At 41.3% G+C, this 20,270-nt stretch carries 20 protein-coding genes; 8 read left to right on the forward strand and 12 right to left on the reverse strand.

Annotation, left to right across the window (positions count from 1 at the left end):
* Positions 1-130: 130 nt before the first annotated feature.
* Positions 131-388, reverse strand: a complete 258-nt coding sequence (gene rpmA, locus ACVCDT_RS00785) for a 50S ribosomal protein L27 (protein ID WP_133471404.1) — start codon at positions 386-388, stop codon at positions 131-133.
* A 15-nt stretch (positions 389-403) separates the two neighbouring features.
* The gene (gene rplU, locus ACVCDT_RS00790; RefSeq protein ID WP_447130837.1) at positions 404-715 is read right to left on the reverse strand and encodes a 50S ribosomal protein L21; all 312 of its coding nucleotides are present in this window, start codon (positions 713-715) and stop codon (positions 404-406) included.
* Positions 716-967: 252 nt separating this feature from the next.
* Here rplU and ispB point away from each other — a divergent pair, with 252 nt between their 5' ends.
* A complete protein-coding gene (gene ispB, locus ACVCDT_RS00795; protein WP_447130838.1) occupies positions 968-1,939 on the forward strand; it encodes an octaprenyl diphosphate synthase in 972 nt (323 codons plus the stop codon).
* Between the two features lie 432 nt (positions 1,940-2,371).
* Positions 2,372-5,440 carry a TonB-dependent receptor domain-containing protein gene (locus ACVCDT_RS00800; protein WP_447130839.1) on the forward strand — a complete coding sequence of 1,023 codons (3,069 nt, stop codon included), beginning with the start codon at positions 2,372-2,374 and terminating at the stop codon, positions 5,438-5,440.
* Between the two features lie 216 nt (positions 5,441-5,656).
* Here ACVCDT_RS00800 and ACVCDT_RS00805 read toward each other — a convergent pair whose 3' ends face one another.
* The 3 genes from ACVCDT_RS00805 to ACVCDT_RS00815 are packed head-to-tail and all read right to left on the reverse strand — an operon-like array spanning position 5,657 to position 7,689.
* Positions 5,657-6,607, reverse strand: coding sequence for a DUF4097 family beta strand repeat-containing protein (locus ACVCDT_RS00805; RefSeq protein WP_447130840.1), 951 nt, complete (start codon positions 6,605-6,607; stop codon positions 5,657-5,659).
* A gap of 25 nt (positions 6,608-6,632) precedes the next feature.
* Positions 6,633-7,130 (reverse strand): hypothetical protein, encoded by a 498-nt coding sequence (locus tag ACVCDT_RS00810; protein ID WP_447130841.1) that lies wholly within the window; start codon positions 7,128-7,130, stop codon positions 6,633-6,635.
* A complete protein-coding gene (locus ACVCDT_RS00815) occupies positions 7,123-7,689 on the reverse strand; it encodes an RNA polymerase sigma factor (RefSeq protein ID WP_447130842.1) in 567 nt (188 codons plus the stop codon). The genes ACVCDT_RS00810 and ACVCDT_RS00815 overlap by 8 nt, the downstream gene beginning before the upstream one ends.
* 99 nt (positions 7,690-7,788) lie before the next feature.
* Between ACVCDT_RS00815 and ACVCDT_RS00820 the strand changes: the two genes are divergently transcribed.
* On the forward strand, positions 7,789-8,427 hold the full coding sequence (locus ACVCDT_RS00820; protein WP_447130843.1) for an MOSC domain-containing protein: 639 nt from the start codon (positions 7,789-7,791) through the stop codon (positions 8,425-8,427).
* A 12-nt stretch (positions 8,428-8,439) separates the two neighbouring features.
* Positions 8,440-8,970 carry a DUF5655 domain-containing protein gene (locus tag ACVCDT_RS00825; RefSeq protein WP_447130844.1) on the forward strand — a complete coding sequence of 177 codons (531 nt, stop codon included), beginning with the start codon at positions 8,440-8,442 and terminating at the stop codon, positions 8,968-8,970.
* A gap of 82 nt (positions 8,971-9,052) precedes the next feature.
* On the opposite strand, the gene rplI is transcribed toward ACVCDT_RS00825, so the two are convergent.
* The 4 genes from rplI to yaaA all read right to left on the reverse strand — a co-directional run bounded on the left by rplI (position 9,053) and on the right by yaaA (position 11,429).
* The gene (gene rplI, locus ACVCDT_RS00830) at positions 9,053-9,505 is read right to left on the reverse strand and encodes a 50S ribosomal protein L9 (RefSeq protein WP_447130845.1); all 453 of its coding nucleotides are present in this window, start codon (positions 9,503-9,505) and stop codon (positions 9,053-9,055) included.
* 15 nt (positions 9,506-9,520) lie between these two features.
* Positions 9,521-9,748, reverse strand: coding sequence for a 30S ribosomal protein S18 (rpsR, locus tag ACVCDT_RS00835; RefSeq protein ID WP_215927140.1), 228 nt, complete (start codon positions 9,746-9,748; stop codon positions 9,521-9,523).
* A 12-nt stretch (positions 9,749-9,760) separates the two neighbouring features.
* Complete coding sequence (rpsF, locus tag ACVCDT_RS00840; RefSeq protein ID WP_447130846.1) at positions 9,761-10,162, reverse strand: 30S ribosomal protein S6; 402 nt, start codon at positions 10,160-10,162, stop codon at positions 9,761-9,763.
* A 490-nt stretch (positions 10,163-10,652) separates the two neighbouring features.
* Positions 10,653-11,429 carry a peroxide stress protein YaaA gene (gene yaaA / locus ACVCDT_RS00845; RefSeq protein ID WP_447130847.1) on the reverse strand — a complete coding sequence of 259 codons (777 nt, stop codon included), beginning with the start codon at positions 11,427-11,429 and terminating at the stop codon, positions 10,653-10,655.
* A 448-nt stretch (positions 11,430-11,877) separates the two neighbouring features.
* On the opposite strand from yaaA, the gene tal reads away from it, so the two are divergent.
* The 4 genes from tal to ACVCDT_RS00865 all read left to right on the forward strand — a co-directional run bounded on the left by tal (position 11,878) and on the right by ACVCDT_RS00865 (position 16,209).
* Positions 11,878-12,831, forward strand: a complete 954-nt coding sequence (tal, locus tag ACVCDT_RS00850; RefSeq protein WP_447130848.1) for a transaldolase — start codon at positions 11,878-11,880, stop codon at positions 12,829-12,831.
* A gap of 72 nt (positions 12,832-12,903) precedes the next feature.
* Positions 12,904-14,550, forward strand: coding sequence for a glucose-6-phosphate isomerase (gene pgi, locus ACVCDT_RS00855; RefSeq protein WP_447130849.1), 1,647 nt, complete (start codon positions 12,904-12,906; stop codon positions 14,548-14,550).
* A gap of 260 nt (positions 14,551-14,810) precedes the next feature.
* A complete protein-coding gene (locus ACVCDT_RS00860; RefSeq protein WP_447130850.1) occupies positions 14,811-14,981 on the forward strand; it encodes a DUF3545 family protein in 171 nt (56 codons plus the stop codon).
* Positions 14,982-15,699: 718 nt separating this feature from the next.
* Complete coding sequence (locus ACVCDT_RS00865; RefSeq protein WP_447130851.1) at positions 15,700-16,209, forward strand: CHRD domain-containing protein; 510 nt, start codon at positions 15,700-15,702, stop codon at positions 16,207-16,209.
* A 349-nt stretch (positions 16,210-16,558) separates the two neighbouring features.
* Here ACVCDT_RS00865 and ACVCDT_RS00870 read toward each other — a convergent pair whose 3' ends face one another.
* The 3 genes from ACVCDT_RS00870 to thrC all read right to left on the reverse strand — a co-directional run bounded on the left by ACVCDT_RS00870 (position 16,559) and on the right by thrC (position 20,269).
* On the reverse strand, positions 16,559-18,199 hold the full coding sequence (locus ACVCDT_RS00870; RefSeq protein WP_447130852.1) for an FMN-binding glutamate synthase family protein: 1,641 nt from the start codon (positions 18,197-18,199) through the stop codon (positions 16,559-16,561).
* Positions 18,200-18,317: 118 nt separating this feature from the next.
* Positions 18,318-18,986 (reverse strand): uracil-DNA glycosylase, encoded by a 669-nt coding sequence (ung, locus tag ACVCDT_RS00875; protein WP_447130853.1) that lies wholly within the window; start codon positions 18,984-18,986, stop codon positions 18,318-18,320.
* On the reverse strand, positions 18,986-20,269 hold the full coding sequence (gene thrC / locus ACVCDT_RS00880; protein ID WP_447130854.1) for a threonine synthase: 1,284 nt from the start codon (positions 20,267-20,269) through the stop codon (positions 18,986-18,988). The genes ung and thrC overlap by 1 nt, the downstream gene beginning before the upstream one ends.
* Position 20,270 lies beyond the last annotated feature (1 nt).

Raw genomic sequence — 20,270 nt, forward strand, 5'->3', positions numbered from 1 at the left:
CCTTAAACGTTGCGCAATTGAATCCAGTATAGCCTGTTCAAAAATGAATAGGCAGTGCCGCTGCACTTTTTGGATATCAACAAAAAGCCCCGCTTAAAGCGGGGCTTTTTAAAAATCTATTCACTTGTGCTTATTCAGCAACAATGCTCACAAATTTACGATTTTTAGGACCTTTCACTTCAAATTGTACTTTGCCGTCAGACAATGCAAATAAAGTGTGGTCTTTACCGATACCCATGTTGTTACCAGCGTGGAATTTAGTACCACGTTGACGAACAATAATGTTACCAGCTAAAACTGACTCACCACCGTAACGCTTAACACCTAGGCGTTTACTTTCTGAATCACGGCCGTTGTTAGTACTACCACCAGCTTTTTTATGTGCCATTTGTAACTACTCCTATTAAGCGCTAATGCCAGTGATTTTCACTTCTGTGAACCACTGACGGTGACCCATTTGGGTACGTGAATGCTTACGACGACGGAACTTAACGATTTTTACTTTCTCGCCACGTCCATGAGTTACTACTTCAGCAGTAACCTTTCCACCACTTACAAAGGGTGTACCAATTTTAATATCGTCACCATTGCTCACCATTAAAATATCACCGAATTCTACTGACTCACCTGGAGCCACTTCGATCTTTTCAAGGCGAACGGTCTGGCCTTCAGCCACACGGTGTTGTTTACCACCACTTTGGAAAACCGCGTACATAATTAACTCCGCTCTACGTCTCTTGACGCTATATTCAAAAACAGGGCGCGAATTGTACGTGAACAGCTAACACCAAGCAAGCTTAAATATTAATTTATTTGGTTAAATATCGCACGCCTCAGTTTTACTGAGTATTTTTTGCAAAAAGCGCCTACAGCTTGACTGGATACCCGAGCAAAATTCTGTAAAATCCACCCTCAGATTGCGTCTCCTTATTTTTGTATCGATAAACCCGAAGGTAATACAGGCAGTATGAATTTAGATACCATCAACCAACTTGCTCACCCAGACATGCAAGCCGTTAATCAGCTTATTCAGCAGCAAGTTGAGTCAGATGTGTCACTCATTAATCAATTGGGATTTTATATAGTTAATAGTGGCGGAAAGCGTTTACGCCCACTATTAACAGTGCTGGCTGCCAGAGCGGTTGATATTCAATCTAATCAGCATCACACCTTGGCTGCTATTATAGAATTTATCCACACTGCTACTTTATTACATGACGATGTGGTTGATGAGTCCACTATGCGCAGAGGCAAAGAAACCGCCAATGCTGTGTTTGGCAATCAGGCCAGCGTGTTAGTAGGTGACTTTTTGTATACCCGTTCATTTCAAATGATGGTTAGTCTTGAGCGTATGCGCGTTATGAAGATTCTGTCTGACGCCACCAACGTGATCGCTGAAGGTGAAGTATTGCAACTAATGAACTGTAATGATCCGCAAACTAGCGAAGCAAGTTATATGCAGGTGATATACAGCAAAACCGCTCGGCTTTTTGAAGCCGCCACTTTACTTGCTGCTGTATTAACTGACCAACCTCAAGAAATTGAACAAGCCATGCAAGACTATGGCAAGTATCTAGGCACTGCCTTTCAATTAGTCGATGACATCTTAGACTACGCTGCTGATCCAAATGAAATGGGCAAAAATGTAGGCGACGACTTGGCCGAAGGCAAACCCACTTTACCTTTACTCTATGCAATGTGGCATGGCAATGCTGAGCAAACACATATGATTAAAGACGCAATAGAAAATGGTAATGGTTTAGCTCACTTCGACGAGATTATGCTAGCCATGCAACAAACCGGTGCCTTAGATTACACTAAAAACCAAGCGCAAAAAGCCGCACAAAAAGCTATTGAGGCGCTAAGTCCTGTGGCAGACTCAAAATACAAACAAGCCTTAATCAGCTTGGCACATTTATCAGTTGAACGAGCTATTTAACTGCTAAGAATTAAATACTGAACATTTATTTTTTTACCCTGTTGGCTTTTAGGGTAAAGATGCCATTCAGTATAAATTTAATGCAACTCCCCCCTTCTAGGGCAACTAAATACTCTAAGACTAAAGTATATAATTTGGCTAAGTACTTCATTTTCCAATTTTAATTCAGTTTATTCCCTAACTAAGCCACAAAACCTTCATTAAAACTGGGCTTTATAGTTTATGCGCTAAAAACCAGCAAAATGCTCAACAAGTAAACAAAAGCTTCCAAAAAATTAACATTTAACCCACTAAAGTAGTCGCAATTATAAGTTGAATGCTTTAGATTAGGGGCAACCTGTCGGATTTTTATCCGCTGGATTAATAAGTGGTCACTCCACAATAAAGCTAAGATTATTTTAATAATAACTATTAGATACCAGGAAATAACACATGTTTAATAACACTAAATTAGCTAAGTCTATTCGCTTAGCGATGCTCTTTGGAGCAACCGCCCTAGTTACTCCTTATTCTATGTCTCAAGAAGCTGAAGCAGAAACCGAAGTTGGTGCTGAAGCAGAGGCAATGGAAAAAATTGAAATCACCGGTTCTCGTATCAAAAAACTTGATCTAGAAACCACTCGTCCAGTTACTTTTGTTGATTCAGATTACATTGCAGAGCGTGGTATCACTAACGCTCAGTCTGCTGTTACTGATATCCCAGGTGTATTTGCAGCCGCATCTCCAACTGTTGGTGGTAACACTGGTGCAGCGAGTCAAGGTGTTGGTCAACGTACTATTAACATCTTTGGTTTAGGTTCACAGCGTACCCTTACTCTAGTTAACGGTAACCGTTTTGTATCAAGTAACTCTCCAGTTGGCGGTGCTTCTGCCGACGGTAACCAATTAGACGTAAGTAACATCCCTGTTTCACTTATCGACCGCGTTGAAGTGGTTAAAGTAGGTGGTGCAGCCACATACGGTGCCGATGCGGTAGCCGGTGTTGTTAACTACGTATTGAAAAAAGATTATGAAGGCGCTGAAGTATCAGTAGACAATAACTTTATTGGTACTGACATTGGTAACGACTTCTCAGTTCGTGGCCTTATTGGTGGTAACTTTGACTCTGGTAAAGGTAACGCTGTTGTAGCTGTAGAATACAACAAGTTAGACAACATTCTAGCTCGTGACGTACCTACCTTAGCTAAATCTTGGAGTTCATTCACTCCTACTGCTGCTGACGCAGTATTAGATGAAAATGGCGAGCGTTTTGTTGGTCAGGTTCGTTTATACGAAGATTCACGTGCTGGTATCTTATCATTCAGTGGTCTAATCACTCCTGGTGGTCTAGCCATCACAAACTTAGGTATAGGTGCATGGTCTGACGGTAACTTCTACCAAGTTGACCCTTCTGGTTCAGGTAACCTAGTACCTTACGATACTGGTGTACCTACTGGTAACGTAGTATGGTCTTCAGGCGGTGACGGCCTTGACTTAGGTGCAACTAACACTGCAACTGAAGGTTATGAGCGTTTTAACATGACATCTATGTCTACTTACGCTTTAACAGATAACATTAACCTTAACTTCTTAGCTTTTGCTAACCATCAAGAAGCGAAAAACCCTGGTTACCAATCTGCACAGTATAACTCTGGTGTATTTGGTGGTTTAAGTGGCGCCCTTAGATTTGATACAAGCTACCCTTACTTAAATGATCAAGCACGTACACAACTTGAAGGCCTAATGGGCGGTCAAGGTGCTTTCTACATGCATAAAGGTTGGGTTGATTTAGGTCAACGTGAAGTTATCAACGAATCTAACGTATTCAGCTACAAATTTGGCCTAGACGGTGAATTTGAAATGATGGACGAGTTCTGGACTTGGGAACTTAACTATCAAAAAGGTTGGAGTTCAGTTTATTCACAATCTTCACAGGTTAATGGTTTAAGACTATTAACTGCTATGGATGTGGGTGTTAACCCAGATACTGGCGAAATCGATTGTCGTTATAACTATGAAGCTGGCTACGGCGAGCAATACAGATCAACTGGTTTTGGTCTAACTGCTGACGATAACCCACTTGGCGCTGAATGTGCTCCATTAAACCCATTTGGTCCAATTTCTGACGCTGCTAAAGACTATGTGTTATACAACTCAATGGGTAAAACCCGTATTGAGCAAGAAGTCTTCAACGGTTACTTATCAGGTACTTTGATGAGCTTACCTGCTGGTGATTTAGGTATGGCTGTAGGTTTTGAGCACCGTAAAGAATTTGCATCTTTCGCAGATGACGCTGTAGGTTCTTTCACTGGTACTTCTAGTAACTCACTTGACGGTGATTACGATACTACTGATGCTTATGTTGAATTATATGCACCAGTTGTTTCTCCAGACATGGACATTCCTTTTGTTGATTCACTTTCTGTTGAAACTTCTTTCAGAACTATGGACAACAGCCGTTCAGGTGCAGATACTGCTTGGGCATTAGGTGTTAACTTCCGTCCTCTTGAAGACGTAATGGTTCGTGGTAACGTTCAACGTACAGTTCGTGCGCCAGCGGTATCAGAATTATTCTTACCTGTAGTTGACTCTAGCCAGTTTGCAACTGACCCTTGTGATGCACGTAACCGTGAATCAGGTCCTAACCCAGAAGTAAGACAACGCAACTGTGATGCCGAAGGTATCCCAGCTGATTTTGCAAGTATCGCGCAAAATGCTTCACGTCGTGGCTTTACTGGTGGTAACTCTGAACTTGGTAACGAAGAAGCGAAAAGTAAGAACCTTGGTATTATCTACAGCCCTAGCTGGTTCGAAGGATTCCAGGTTGCTGCTGATTACGTAGAAATTGATATCAACAATGCGATTGTTAGCTTCTCACTAACCTCTATCATGGAAGCATGTTACGACGGTACTGATTACCCGAATAAATTCTGTGATTCATTCACACGATTACCGAACGGTCAATTACCTACTAACAATGCCTTTACTTCTGGTTTCGTAAACGCGGCACTAAGAAGCTTCCGCGCTATCGAATATACTGCTAGCTACAGCACTGAAGTAAAAGATATCCCATTCGTTGGTGATATGTTTGGTGAAGCAGGTTCGTTCGATATGGCTGTTAGAGCATATAACCTGAAGAAAAATGCTACTTCAAACACTGGTTTCGATTTTACTGACACTACTGGTCAGCACAACAACCCAGATTGGAGAAGCGACATCCGTTTACGTCACTCAATTGGCGACCTAACTACTTTGGTTGACATTGAATACCACGGTGAAGGTGTACGTAACGTTAACCAAGCAAATGATCTACAATACATTGATCAATTTGGTAACCCGTACAAAACCATTGAAGCTCGTACTTTAGTACACTTATCAATGAATTACTCTCTAACTGAAACAACTAACGTTAGAGCACGTGTAACTAACTTATTAGATTGGGAGCCTTCTGCTAAAGAAAACTCTGTTGGTCGTTGGACTTACGGTCAATCAATCAATGTTGGTTTCACTACTAAGTTCTAAGAACTTGATAGTTAGCATGTAAGCATGCACAACTAATATTAAAAAGCTTGGATTGTTATCCAAGCTTTTTTTTTTGCCTTAAGATTATTAAGTGAAACGGGTTAATCAGTGATTCAGTCATGCTTTAAAACCCTTTGAGTCAATCAGCAAATTAACCCCATAAAAAAACCAGCGGCTATGGCGCTGGTTTTTATTTGCTTCTAGTTAAGCCGAAGATTATTTTTTATTAAGTTTCACGCTACCACTGACTGTTGAAACATTCACTTTAGCACTGCCATCCTTTAACGAGAATTTTAACCAACGGTTAGGCCCGTACTTAGCTCTTTGCACTTTATCAGACGAAAGGTTATTGACTATAGAGCCCCCTGCATGAGATTCAATATCAAACCTAGCAGATACATCACTTTGCAAGTACAAGCGCACTGAGCCACCCACAGAAGATGCGTCAATTTCACCGTTATCTTCAAGGTTTAACTTGGCGCGGATCGAGCCATTAACGGTTTCCATATTAAGTTTATTAACCTGACCTAAAGCTAATTCTATATCACCATTTACGGTTTCAACTCTCACCTCTGCGCTTTCGCTAAACACTTCTATACTGCCATTTACCGATTCGTAAACGTCTTCTTTACCTTTAGAGCTACGCGATTCTATGCCACCGTTAACGGTTTCAATTTTCACATCACCTTCTAAGTTTTTTGCCGATATTTGACCATTTACTGATGATAATCGAATACGCCCAGCTAAGGCTTTAACCTCAACTTCTCCGTTTACGGTTTCAACTCTGGCACCGCCTTTAACATTTTCAACTTCAACATTGGCATTCACTGCACTGTAAAAAAGCTTGCTTTGGCGAGGCACAAATATTTCTAAATTGTCGCCTTCATTAGCGCCCCAACTGTTCCAAACATTGTACTTTTTCACTTTTACTTTGATGATGACTTCGTTATCGTCTTGTTCAAATATAAACCTATCGGTTTTTTCACCTAAGGTGCCCATAACTTTTACTTGGGATTTATCCCATGCAGTGACTTTGGCCGAGCCATTCACATGTTCAATCACCACATAAGGGGTGGCCGAAACGTCCATGCTCTGGTCAACTTTTTCGTTGGCTAAACTTAGCCAACTTAAACACCCTAAGCCTATGGCTAATAATACTGACTTCATTTTATTTCTCCTCAACGCAAAGCGTTTAAATTTGTGACCACTTAGGTGAATGCACACGTTCAATTAAATTAATTTGTTGCTGATGTACGTTTTGTAGCATTTTTAACAGGGCCATATTATTTGGCTCATTGCTCAAGGCTTTTTTGATAGCATCTGCTGCCTCGTCTAATTCTTCCAATTGCCCTTGCCAGTTTTTTGTAAGCGCAGGTTGATCTTCAAACCTCACCAACAAAGCCTGCTTTTGTAACTGATGCTGCTCAGTTAAAGACGCAACTAAATCGTCGCCATTAAGCACTGTTGCTTGTTGACCAACACTCATCCAGCCAAGTACCCCAAACATAGCGACAGTGGCTGCAACCAAGTAATACTTCTTAGCACTTGTTAATAATGTATTTGCTTGCGCTTCACTTTCTTGACTAATGGCAAGCTCAATGCCCGCCCATAAATCTCGTTGTGGTTGTTTTTCAGGACTTAGCTGATTAATGTGGTTGGCTAAATCTTCTTCAAAATTGGGCTTATTCATATCCCATCCACTCCTTTAATAACTGCTTAGCACGATGAAATTGAGCTTTGCTAGAGCCCACTGCCATTTGCGTCATTTTTGCAATCTCTTCATGCCTATAACCTTCAATAGCGTGCAATACAAACACCACTCTGGCGCGCTCAGGTAATTTCACTATATAAGACTCCAGGTCAATTTCACTGCTAGACACTTCCGCTACCTCATGCATAGCTGTGCTTTGCTCTAGGTTAAACATTTTCTGCAACCAACCCTTTTGTTTACGCAAATAGGAAATCGTAATGTGGGTAGTCACAGTATGCAGCCAAGTTGAAAACTTACTGTCTCCTTTAAAGTTACCTATTTTTCGCCAAAGCTGAATAAACACTTCTTGCGCCGCGTCTTCAGCCAATCCACGCTCACCTGTTAAGCGGTAACACAATCCGTAGACCTGGCCAATATGCTGGTGATACAGTGTGTTATAAGCCTGTTTGTCTCCACTTTGCACCGCTTTAATTAAGTCCCACTGAGATTTAGTGGCAAACTTATGCTGAGCTTCTACGACATTGGTTGTTTTATTCAAACTAAGGTCTTATGTTGTTTGAGTTAAAAGGTATGTCGCAGGATAAAACACAAAGGTTTAAAGCACCAAAAAATAAACCCTAAGCTTGGAAATATTTAAATGAAAATCATTGGTTTATATGCAGCCGCTAGCCCCTGCAAACTTGGCGATAAAGGTCGGCCTACAGGCATAAATAAGCAACCTATAGACTCTGCCTATATAGATAAACTTGGTATCCAGGGGGATCTGCAAATAGACACTCGTGTGCACGGCGGACCTGAAAAAGCCCTACATCAATTTTCTCATTATGCTTATCAAAAAATTATTCAAGCCTATCCTCTGCTACACAAAAAAGCCCTGCCAGGTTCAATAGGCGAAAACCTGTCTGTTAATGACATGCATGAACTTAATGTGTGTATAGGTGATGAATATCAAATAGGCGAAGTAGTGTTGCAAGTAAGCGCACCACGTGTGCCTTGCTGGAAGATAGATGCCAAGTTTGTGCAGCCCAATTTACATAAATTGATTTCAGAGCGCCGCATATCGGGTTGGTATTATAGAGTATTAAAAGCAGGCAAAATTCAATTAACAGACACCATAGAGTTACAACAGCGCCCTAATCCTGAGCTCAATATGGATACTATACTTAAAGTTTTACAGGGCAAGACAGAGCCAGAGTTGGCCCGCCAAGCTGCTTATGCAGAGGGGCTAGATCCACAATGGCAGCAACGGCTAATAAACCAATATAAGTTGAACTAAAAAGGCATTTTTATGGAACAAAACTTACTAGAAAAAACCGGTAAAACATTAGACCAGTGGAAAGCAGTGTTAGCGGAGTTGCCTTATACTAAACACAGCGAATATATGGCATTCTTAAAACAAGAAATGGGTATTACCTATGGTTATGCCAACTTTATCACCCTAAAGTTTAGAGAAGGCAACTCAGGCTCAGCAAAGCCTAGCGATCTTATTAGTCAACAATATCAAGGTAAAGAAACCCTTAAACCTATTTTTGACAAATTACATCAGGAAATAGTCAAACTTGGTGATGATGTAGAAGTGGCGCCTAAAAAAGCCTCCGTTAGCATGCGAGTCAAAAGGCAGTTTGCTTTAATCCAACCCTCCACCAAAAAGCGTATTGATCTAGGTTTAAAGTTTAACCATAAAGCCCACGGCGATAGATTAGCTACCTCTGGCCCTTTTGGCACTATGTGCACGCACAGAGTACAAATTACTGAACTTGAACAAGTAGATGCAGAATTGCTGGCTTGGATTGCTGAAGCCTATCAAGAGGCAAGGTAACTAAAGTTTACCCATAAAAAAACACCGCATAATGCGGTGTTTTTATAAAAAGTTTAATTAACCTACGCTAAGCGCTGTTAAATTAAGCTTCTTGAATGATAACTAACTTGATAGTAGTAGTAACGTCTGAGTGAACTTGCAAATCAATTTCGAATTCGCCTGTTTCACGTAAAGTACCAGTAGGTAATTTAACTTCAGATTTAGCCACTTCAACACCAGCAGCAGTAATTGCTTCAGCAATGTCGCGAGTACCAACAGAACCAAACAATTTACCTTCGTCACCAGCAGGAGAAGCGATAGTCACTTCGCCTAAGGCAGCGATTTTATCTGCACGAGCTTGTGCTTCAGCAAGTTGCTCAGCAATTTTTGCTTCCAACTCAGCACGACGCTGTTCAAATTTTTCAACGTTAACTTTAGTAGCGGGAACTGCTTTACCTTGTGGGAACAAGAAGTTACGCGCGTAACCTGATTTTACAGTGACTTTGTCACCCAAGCCGCCTAGGTTTGCGATCTTGTCTAATAGTATGATTTCCATCTTTGCTACCTACGATTACTTGTGAGAATCAGTATATGGAAGCAACGCCAAGAAGCGCGCACGCTTGATAGCAGTTGACAACTGACGCTGATATTTCGCGCTAGTTCCAGTGATACGGCTAGGTACAATTTTACCACTTTCAGTGATGTAATTTTTCAACATAGCGATGTCTTTATAATCAATCTCAGCAACACCTTCTGCAGAAAAACGACAGAACTTACGACGTCTAAAAAAACGAGCCATTATGTGTCTCCCTTATTCTTCAGAAGCTGGCGCAGCTGTTTCTTCAGCAGCAGCGGCAGGCTTGTCATATGATTTTTCTTCACGCTTTTCACGACGCTCTTCTTTAGCCATAGGCGACTGTTCAGTTACAGCAGCTTTGGTACGCATAACTAGGTTACGCAGAACAACATCATTGAAACGGAAAGCAGTTTCTAGCTCTTCAACAGCTTCAGCAGTCGCTTCAGCATTGATTAAGACATAGTGTGCTTTGTGCAATTTGTCGATAGGGTAAGCCAACTGGCGACGGCCCCAATCTTCCAAGCGGTGAATTTGACCACCCTCTTGGGTAAGAATTCCGGTATAACGCTCGATCATACCAGGAACTTGTTCACTCTGGTCAGGGTGAACCATGAATACGATTTCGTAATGACGCATCATATTGCTCCTCACGGTTGTAGTCTCGATAGCACAGTCAAACTATATAGAGACAAGGAACTAAAGTTAGTGACTGTTTTAAGCGGCGCGGATTGTATATAAACTGGGCTTTTTGTACAAGGATTATTTGGCTTTAAGCCCTTAAAAGTGCTGTTTTTTAAGGATTTACTGCTAAATCACCACTAAACAGCCTGAAATCCTAAGTTTTGCTGTTTTCAAAAGTAAAATCCGCTATGACTAAGGTAGCGCAAACCAATGCATTATTTCGCTACTTTTAATCTTCATAATTCTCATATATTCCTTCAACAACCCTGCCTTCCCCCGGCCTGTCATTCCGGCATGCTTTTAGCCGGAATCTGTTTCGGTTTATCCTTTAAATCCAATTATATGAGAGTGTCACTAATAGCCTTTAAAAATTACAATATTTACCAAAGGGTTTCTGACTAATAAACTACCGGAATGTCTTTGCTAGAGTGAAATGGTTAACTCGCTAAACTTGCTCATCTCTTTCAAACACCAATTCATTGCCTTTACTTTTTGCTTCTGAAAAACGATATCCAGCGCTATCAAAATCTTTTAGCTGGTGCACTTCGGTTAACTGATTTTGAATAATATATCTGGCCATCATTCCTCGGGCTTTTTTGGCAAAAAAGCTAATCACTTTATATTGGCCATTTTTACAATCTTGAAATACTGGTGTATAAATTTGCGCGTTAAGGGCTTTAGGTTTGACCGCTTTAAAATATTCGTTTGAAGCTAGATTAACCACTACGTTATCTGCCTGCTGATCAATCGCCTTATTTAACCTTTGGGTGATACCTTCGTCCCAAAATTGATACAAGTTTTTGTGTTTGCCTGTGTCTAATTTGGTTCCCATTTCTAAACGATAAGCCTGCATTAAATCAAGTGGACGCAACACGCCATATAATCCAGACAATATACGTAAATGGTTTTGCGCAAACTCTAGGTCTTGCTCACTTAGGGTTGCCGCGTCTAGGCCCGCATAGACATCGCCATTAAAAGCTAACAAAGCTTGCTTAGCATTGTCTTGGGTAAATGGAGTATGCCAAGCTGCAAAGCGGTCAGCATTTAAACCGGCTAATTTGTCACTGATTTTCATTAATGACCCTATCTTTGCAGGACTAAGTTTTTGGCAGTGTTTAATTAGCTTACTGGCATCATCTAACATTTCAGGTTGGGTAAAAATTGGAGTGGTAGCGGGCGTATCAAAATCTAAATTTTTGGCGGGAGAAATAACAACTAACATGCAAACACAAACCTGTATGAATAACTTAACAAAGAGAACAACCTATATGGGGTATCGCTAAATAAAAGCAAGCTTTTGTCCTGCCTTTGAGGGTGTATGGTAATCAAATGACGGCTAAAAAGCGACTGACTCAAGCTCTGAACTTTGCTCTATTTACAAATTAGCTAGACTTCAACTCACCGCCAGTTTTTTAAACAAACACTTGGCTTTGCTGGACATTTGAACAACTCAGCCATTAAAAATGGTTAATTCTTACTCAGTTAAAGTCTTTTACTGGCGATTGCTTTTTAACGGTTATATCCTGTGTCTACTCAACTTTTCAGTTGCAATTGAATAAGCAGAAAAAACATAACTTAGTCAGCTTACTTCTTTGCATTTTAAAACTAATTTGCCAAGCTATTGGCATTGCACAGCAACAATCAATCTGGTTGCTTTTACCGAGGAAACTATGTCAAACCAATTACAAGCACTACGCGAAATCACTACTGTTGTAGCAGATACAGGCGATATTGAAGCGATCAAAAAGTATCAGCCAGTGGATGCAACTACTAATCCGTCTTTGTTATTAAAAGCCGCTGAAATGCCTCAGTATGAGTCGCATTTGAAAAACGCTGTGGCTTGGGCCAAACAACAATCTACTGACGAGCAACAACAAATTATTGATGCGGGCGATAAACTAGCGGTAAGTATTGGCACCGATATAGTCAACATAGTGCCAGGCCGAATTTCAACTGAAGTCGATGCGCGTTTATCTTTTGATACCCAAGGCAGCATAGATAAAGCCCACAAATTAATCGCCCTGTATAAAGAGGCTGGCATAGACAAGAGTCGTATTCTGATCAAATTAGCTTCGACTTGGGAAGGCATTCGCGCTGCCGAAGTGTTAGAAAAAGAAGGCATAAACTGTAATCTAACCTTGTTGTTTGGTTTTGCTCAGGCACAAGCTTGTGCTGAAGCAGGGGTGTATTTAATTTCACCTTTTGTTGGGCGAATTTTAGATTGGTACAAAAAGAGCACAGGTAAAACTGACTACAGCTCAGCTGAAGATCCTGGGGTAGTGTCAGTCACTAACATTTATAATTATTATAAAGAGCATGGTTATAAAACTGTAGTGATGGGCGCAAGCTTCCGTAACACCGGCGAAATCACTGAATTAGCGGGCTGTGACCGTTTAACCATTGGCCCAAGCTTATTAGAAGAGTTATCACAATCTAATGCCCCACTACCAATTAAACTAACTGACAAAGGTGCCACTAAAACACCTGGTGCCCCTTTAACTGAAGTCCAATTCCGCTGGGAAATGAACCAAGACGCCATGGCGACCGAAAAGCTGTCTGAAGGCATACGTAACTTTGCCGCCGACCAAGCTAAGCTAGAAGCTATGCTTAAAAGCTATTTGTAAATAAACAAACCATTAAAAGCGTCCTTGGTGGCGCTTTTTGTTTTTCTAATCAACATTATTTGAGAAAAGAATATGAGTGCACTGACCTCTTTACCTGCTTGGCAGACTTTAACTAATTTAGCGCAAACCATTAAAGGTCAACACTTGCGAGATTGGTTTGACGCAGATCCTAAGCGCGCAGAGTCTTTCACTCAATCGGCCTGCGGTATCGAAATCGATTTTTCAAAAAATTTAGTCACCCAAGAGGTCATGCAAGCCTTACATGCATTGGCTGAAGAGTGCCAAGTCGCAGCTAAAAAGCAAGCTATGTTTGCTGGTGAGATTATTAACCACACCGAAAAACGCGCAGTATTACATACCGCTTTACGTAACTTTTCTGGCCAAGCTGTTATGGTTGATGGCAAAGATGTGATGCCTGAGGTAATGGCCTGCCAACAAAAAATCGAAGCATTTGTCACTAGTATTCATAATGGCGAGCGCAAAGGCTATACAGGCAAACCTCTAAGAGAAATAGTCGCCATAGGCATAGGTGGTTCATTTTTAGGGCCCAAAATTATGTCTGAAGCCCTAAAACCCTACTGGTTTAAAGGGGTGAAAGTGCATTATGTGGCAAACGTTGATGGTTGCCATATAAAAGACGTATTAAGCACAGTTGACCACGAAGAAACCTTAGTAGTGATGTCGTCTAAATCTTTTACTACTCAAGAAACCTTGCAAAACACCCTTACCGCTAAAGACTGGTTTTTACAAGCAGGGGGCACCCAACAAGCCATTGCCAAACATTTTATTGCGGTGTCATCAAATATTAAAGCTGCCACAGAATTTGGTATGGACGAAGCCAATATATTCCCAATGTGGGATTGGGTTGGCGGGCGTTATTCACTATGGTCAGCCATAGGTTTACCCATTGCCCTAACTATAGGTTATGCAAATTACCGTGAGTTATTAGAAGGTGCCTATGCCATGGACCAACACTTTGTGCAGGCACCAGCAGAACAGAATTTACCTATGATATTGGCGCTATTAGGTGTGTGGTATGTCAACTTTTTTGGCGCTCAAAGCCATGTACTTTTACCTTATTACCACTACCTGCGTGGTTTTCCAGCTTATGTGCAACAATTAGATATGGAAAGCAATGGTAAGTGTATTGCAGGCGCAGATACCCCAGTTGATTATGCAACCGGCCCAGTTATCTGGGGAAGTGAAGGTACCAATGGCCAGCATTCATTCCACCAGCTTATACATCAAGGCAAGGTACTGATCCCAGCTGACTTTATGTTGCCCTTAAACGTACCAAACCAAGATGACACCCATCACGCTATGTTGGCCTCAAATTGCTTTGGTCAAACGCAAGCATTGATGCAAGGCAAAACCTTTGCAGAATGTGAAGCTGATTTAGCTAACAAAGGCTTAGATGCTGACGAACTAAAATCGCTGGCTACCCATAAAACCATGCCAGGCAACAAACCCAGCAATACTTTGTTGTTTGAACAACTTGATCCTAAAACCTTAGGCGCACTTGTTGCCATGTACGAACATAAAGTCTTTGTGCAAGGCGCCATTTGGGGAGTCAATTCTTTTGATCAATGGGGCGTAGAGCTAGGCAAAGAATTAGGCAATCAGGTTTTAGATAAACTAGTTAATAGCCAAGAAGCACTTAACTTTGACGCTTCTACCAACCAATTAATTAGCAAATTTAGACAGGCCAATAGCAAATAAAACTAGCTAGGCTTGTGAATACTTCAAACCAAAAAGCGCTAGGGTGAATCACTCTGGCGCTTTTGTTTTTTGCCCCTTTTTAACAAGAAATTTTACTTTCCCTCCCGAGTTTTGATTAACAAAAAATTAATATTTTTGTACTATTTTGGTCAGCTGTATGGTAAATAGACTATAAGTAGAATTTTTGTTCAACCAAGAATTCTTACTTGCATGACAATTATTGTAGTAAATGCGCTATAAAAAAAATAAAGGGGATACAAATGGATAAGTCCGATTTATTGTCTAACTTAGGTTCAGAAACCAAAACATCTAAAACCAAAAACAGCAAAAGAAAATGGCGAGAAATAGAAGCCATTCACGACAGATACCGGCTAAGGCAAGAATTACGCGAATTAGGTATGTCGCCAGAAGACGAATTAGAATTTTTATAATCACAAAAGGCCCTGTTTATTCAGGGCCTTTTTGATCTGAATTTATTCACTTAGGGTTATTAGTGTCGAAAGTACTCGACGGCTAGCTTTTGTTGAGAAACGCTCAAACGTCTTGGCTAAGGCGTATGACAAGTTTACTCAGAAAGCGGTCGTTGCCCCCTCCCGTTTATCCCCCGTCATTCCTTCGGAGGAAGGAATCTCCTGCAACATCTGTGAAGTCAAAAAAGTATGTTGTTTCCAGAGTTAAAATGGATTAAAGCTCACTCCTATCATACTGATTTACAGAACTTAAATTGCTTGTACGGTAACTATTAGTGGGTTCCCTCCTCCGAGGGAATGACGTGTAATATCTTCAATATCTGCGCCGTCGGCGAGATGTAATATCTTAGATATCCTCAAAGACCGCTTACTGCTAAAAGTTCCAGTACAAATTAATACTAACTAATCTCTGCAAAGAGCGAAAACCGGACAGTCGACCGGTAAACCTGATGGGGAAGTTTTTGCCAAAAGGAGACATTTCATCAGCTCTGACAACGGCTGACTTATAGTTAACTCACCGTTCAAACATTCATAATTTAGTGGGGCTTTGTATTGGCGGACTTTGAAAATAAAGGCGAATAAACTGCATCCAATTCTTTGAGTTAATCGTTACTTCTTTATCCGATAGCTGTTGTCCAATAATGGTGCCAATCGGTTTAACCAAAGAAAACGGAGAAATATGATGTTTTTTAATAAAGCAAAATACGGTTTATTGGTAACTTCAAGCTTAATAAGTTCACTGACCTTTGCTGGTCATACAAACAACTTGCTTGAAGCTGCGCTGGATGGCAGGCAAGAAGTAGCAAGTGATCAAAGCAATAAGCGTATTTCTGGTGATCCTAATGGTCGTGGTGAAGCTTATGTTTTTGGCATTGACAATGATCCCTTTACCTTATGCTACGTGCTGACTGTTGATAAAATTCAGCTTGTTCCTGTTGGCAGTGGTATGGCTGCTCACATTCACAAGGGTAATCGAGGTGAAAATGGTCCAGTAGTGGCGGTTTTGGCTGGGCCAGAAGACGGCAATGCAGCTGATTGTTTGACCGAAGGTGAAGCAGGTAAATTTCCTAGTGGAATTAGGGTAAGCGAAATTCTCGAAAATCCGCAAGAATACTACATCAATGTGCATAACCCAGATTATCCCGCCGGTGCGATTAGAGGGCAGTTGTTTTATCAATCTGACAACTAATCCAAATTAGTACTCATCAATAAAAAAGGGCCTCTAGGCCCTTTTTTATTGATATCGAAACTTCCATTGTCGATAAGCTGTGGTTTTCACATTATCTGGGAGATAAATTATAATTGTGACAACAGACTATAAACCTGCGGGGTCACAGCCGATGAAGCGTCTGTTTTTAGGCATAAAGCAGTTGTTTAAGATCGAGTCCTAGAGAGTCTTCAATTGGCACCAAGCAGAGATTCCCAATCAAGTTGAGAATGACGTTAGTAGGCATTAAGAAGCCCCTCGCCTTTTTGAATTTGACGTACCTACAATTGGCAAAAAACACACTATTAACTAAACGATTTAAGTTGCTCGCTTATTCAGCCTCAACTTTAGACAACCCTTGGTCACTTTCGGCTACATAGTCTTTAGGCATAAAACTATCTACACAAGACTCTTGCATTTCTTGTGCTAATAATTCAGGTCTGCAATCTTCATCTAACAAGCACCCAGCGGTTAGGTTAGGGTAAATTTGGTCAAAGCGTTTGACTTCAGTCTGGCTTACCCGCCTAAAAATATGAGAACGATTTAACTGATTTGGATTAGTTAAGCCAGCAGACGAGACTAAATCAAAAGTGGCATGCACAGTTTCCTGATGATAACGAGCAACACGAGTGGCTTTATCACCTACTACTAAACCTTTGGCCAAAGATGCCTTTTGTGTGGCCACACCTGTGGGGCACTCATTGGTATGACAAATTAACGATTGTACACACCCTAACGCCACCATCATGCCTCTGGCGCTATTACATAAATCGGCGCCAAGGGCTAAGTTTTTAACCAAATGAAATCCGGTAAAGGTTTTTCCACTGGCAATAACTTTAATGTCTTTTTTTAAATCAAAACCAACCAATACATCTACCACAAAAACTATGGCATCTCTTAATGGCATACCCACAGAATTTGAATATTCCAGCGGTGCGGCACCTGTGCCACCTTCGCCACCGTCTACTGTAATAAAGTCTGGTTTGATTTTGCTTTGCACCATGGCTTTGCATAAGGCTACAAATTCACTTTTGCGTCCTATGCAAAGTTTAAAGCCAACAGGTTTGCCTTGGCTTAGTTGCCTAAGCTGCTGAATGAAATCCATCATTTCTAAAGGCGTTGAAAAAGCCGAATGTACTGGCGGAGAGTCTACTCTAGTACCCGCCTCTACTTGCCTTATTTGGGCTATTTCTATGGTATTTTTATGTGCAGGTAAAATCCCCCCATGCCCAGGTTTTGCCCCTTGAGACAATTTTAATTCAATCATTTTTACGGCACTATGCTGGGCAGTTTTAGCAAAGCTATTGGGATCAAACTGACCTTTTGAATCGCGGCAGCCAAAATAGCCTGTACCAATTTGCCAGACTAAATCTCCGCCATGCTTTAAATGCGCGGGGCTAACACTGCCCTCCCCAGTATTGTGATAAAACCCGCCAAGTTTGGCCCCTTTATTTAAGGCTTCAATGGCATTGGCGCTTAATGAGCCATAACTCATGGCAGAAATATTAAACACACTGGCGTCATAGGGTTGTTGGCAATCTGGTCCACCAATTTTTACCCGTTGAGCTGGATTTTCATCATGACTCGTAATAGCTGCTAAAGAATGGCCTATCCATTCGTAACCTACGGCTTGGGTATCGTATTTAGTACCATAAGGTACCGCATCTTCAGCACCTTTAGCTCTTTGATAGATAACATTTCTAAACATGCGGCTAATGGGTACGCCGTCGGTTTCAGATTCAAAAAAATATTGGCGTAAAAATGGCCGAAAAAATTCCATCACCCAACGCCCCCGTCCAAAAAAAGGAAAGTTACGTCTTAGCGCATGCTTTTTCTGCAGCATATCGTATGCGCCTATCAGGGTAATAGGCACTAATACTAAACTTATCCACCAAACGGCAGGCCATAACACACTTATGGCCATCACCAGCAACCATAGTGCGCAAGTAAACAAAATAAATTGTGCTCTCATATATGCCCTTATTTAGTGATACTCACTCATACAAGAGTTTTAGATGAACATAGTGCAGAATAGCTTTCAAGCTAAAAGTTGAGGGCAGCGCCTCATTGCTTTGAGTTAAGCGGCAGCTTTATATTTGCCACTGAATAGGCTGTTTACCTTGCTGTTTAAGTAGTTGATTGGTTTTAGAAAAGTGCTGACAGCCTAAAAAGCCTCTATGCGCCGAAAGCGGAGAAGGATGGGGGGCACTCAAAATATGGTGAGTAGAACGGTCTATTGCTGCGCCTTTTTTTTGAGCGTGGCTACCCCACAACAAAAACACTACCCCTTGGCAATCTTGATTAATTTTAGCTATCACCGCATCAGTAAAGGTTTCCCAGCCAAGTTTGGCATGACTGTGCGCTTTTCCCTGCTCTACGGTTAACACAGTATTGAGCAAAAATACCCCTTGCTCAGCCCATTGAGTTAAACAACCATCTTGGGGTATGACAAAGCCTTCAATATCTTGAGCCAGTTCTTTATAGATATTTTTAAGTGAAGGGGGTGTTTTGACACCAGGCAATACCGAAAAACACAAACCATGGGCCTGATTTGGACCGTGATAAGGATCTTGCCCCAAAATCACCACTTTTACTTGTTCTAAGGGGGTAATATCAAAGGCATTAAACACATCTTGCTCAGCGGGAAAAATAGACTTTCCCGCTGCTCTTTCTTGCTCAACCCGCTCGGTTAACTGTTTAAAGTAGCTTTGTTGTTGTTCGTGGGCAATAAAGCTTTGCCACGAATTTTTACCTAGCATTACTTAAGCAAGCTAAACATATGCTGTTTTAAGGCTTGATAATCGTTTGGCAACTCATGAGATAAGCTTTCGTTGCCGGCGCAATCAGCCAATGGCTGCGGCAAACTTATAGGCTGCCCCAACACGTTTTCTACTGTTTCTCTAAACTTGGCCGGATGAGCTGTACCTAAAAATATGCCAGTTTGCCCTTCTTCGAGCTTTTTCACTAAACCTTTGTAGGCAATGGCAGCATGCGGCTCACTAACATAACCTAGCTGTGCCAATTGACGCATGGCTACTTGGGTATATTCTTCGTCTACTGTTGCCCCAGATATACTGGCTTTATCTACTAAACCTTGTTCAATCATGGCTTCAATTCTGGGCCAATTATTGGGCTGACTGACATCCATAGCATTAGATAAGGTTGCGACCGTATCTTTAGGCGCCCATTCTCCGGTTTTTAAATAACGCGGCACGGTATCGTTTAAATTAGTCGCGGCCACAAAGTGTGCAATAGGTAAGCCCATGATTTTTGCGATTAAACCTGCGGTTAGATTCCCAAAGTTACCACTAGGTACAGACACCACTACCTGGCTTCGTTCTTCTTCAGGTAATTGCGCTATGGCTTCAAAGTAATAACAAACCTGTGCCGCCAAGCGACTGATATTAATTGAATTAGCTGAGTTTAAATGCAACCCATCTCGTACTTCTGGGTCGTCAAAGGCGGTTTTCACTAATTGTTGGCAGGCATCAAAATCATCTTCAATTGCCACAGTGTGAATATTGCCACCTAAAGTGGTAAACATTTTTTCTTGAAGCTGACTGATTTTTCCTTTGGGATATAAAATCACCACATTAATGTTATCAATGCCATGGAAAGCGTGAGCTACTGCAGCACCCGTGTCGCCAGAAGTAGCGGTTAATATGGTAATAGGCTTTCCAGCAGAAATTTCTGTTAGGCACTGTGCCATAAAACGCCCACCAAAGTCTTTAAAGGCTAGTGTGGGGCCATGAAACAGCTCTAAGCTATAAATATTGTCACTGACTTTGGCTAAAGGGGCTTCAAAGGTAAAAGCGCGTTCAACTATGCCAGCAATAGTAGCCTGACTTAACTCATCACCAATTAAGCGACTTAAAATTTCGGTACTACGAGCCACAAAAGGCATAGCTAACAAAGCGTCAATATTATCGAATTTAGGTAGCTGTTTGGGAAAATACAGGCCTTGGTTTTTACCTAAACCTTTTTTTACTGCCTCGGCAAAGGTAGCGAGGTCAGAAGCATCTTTTAAATTTACAAGTTCCACT

The sequence above is a fragment of the Paraglaciecola aestuariivivens genome (genome assembly GCF_052983255.1).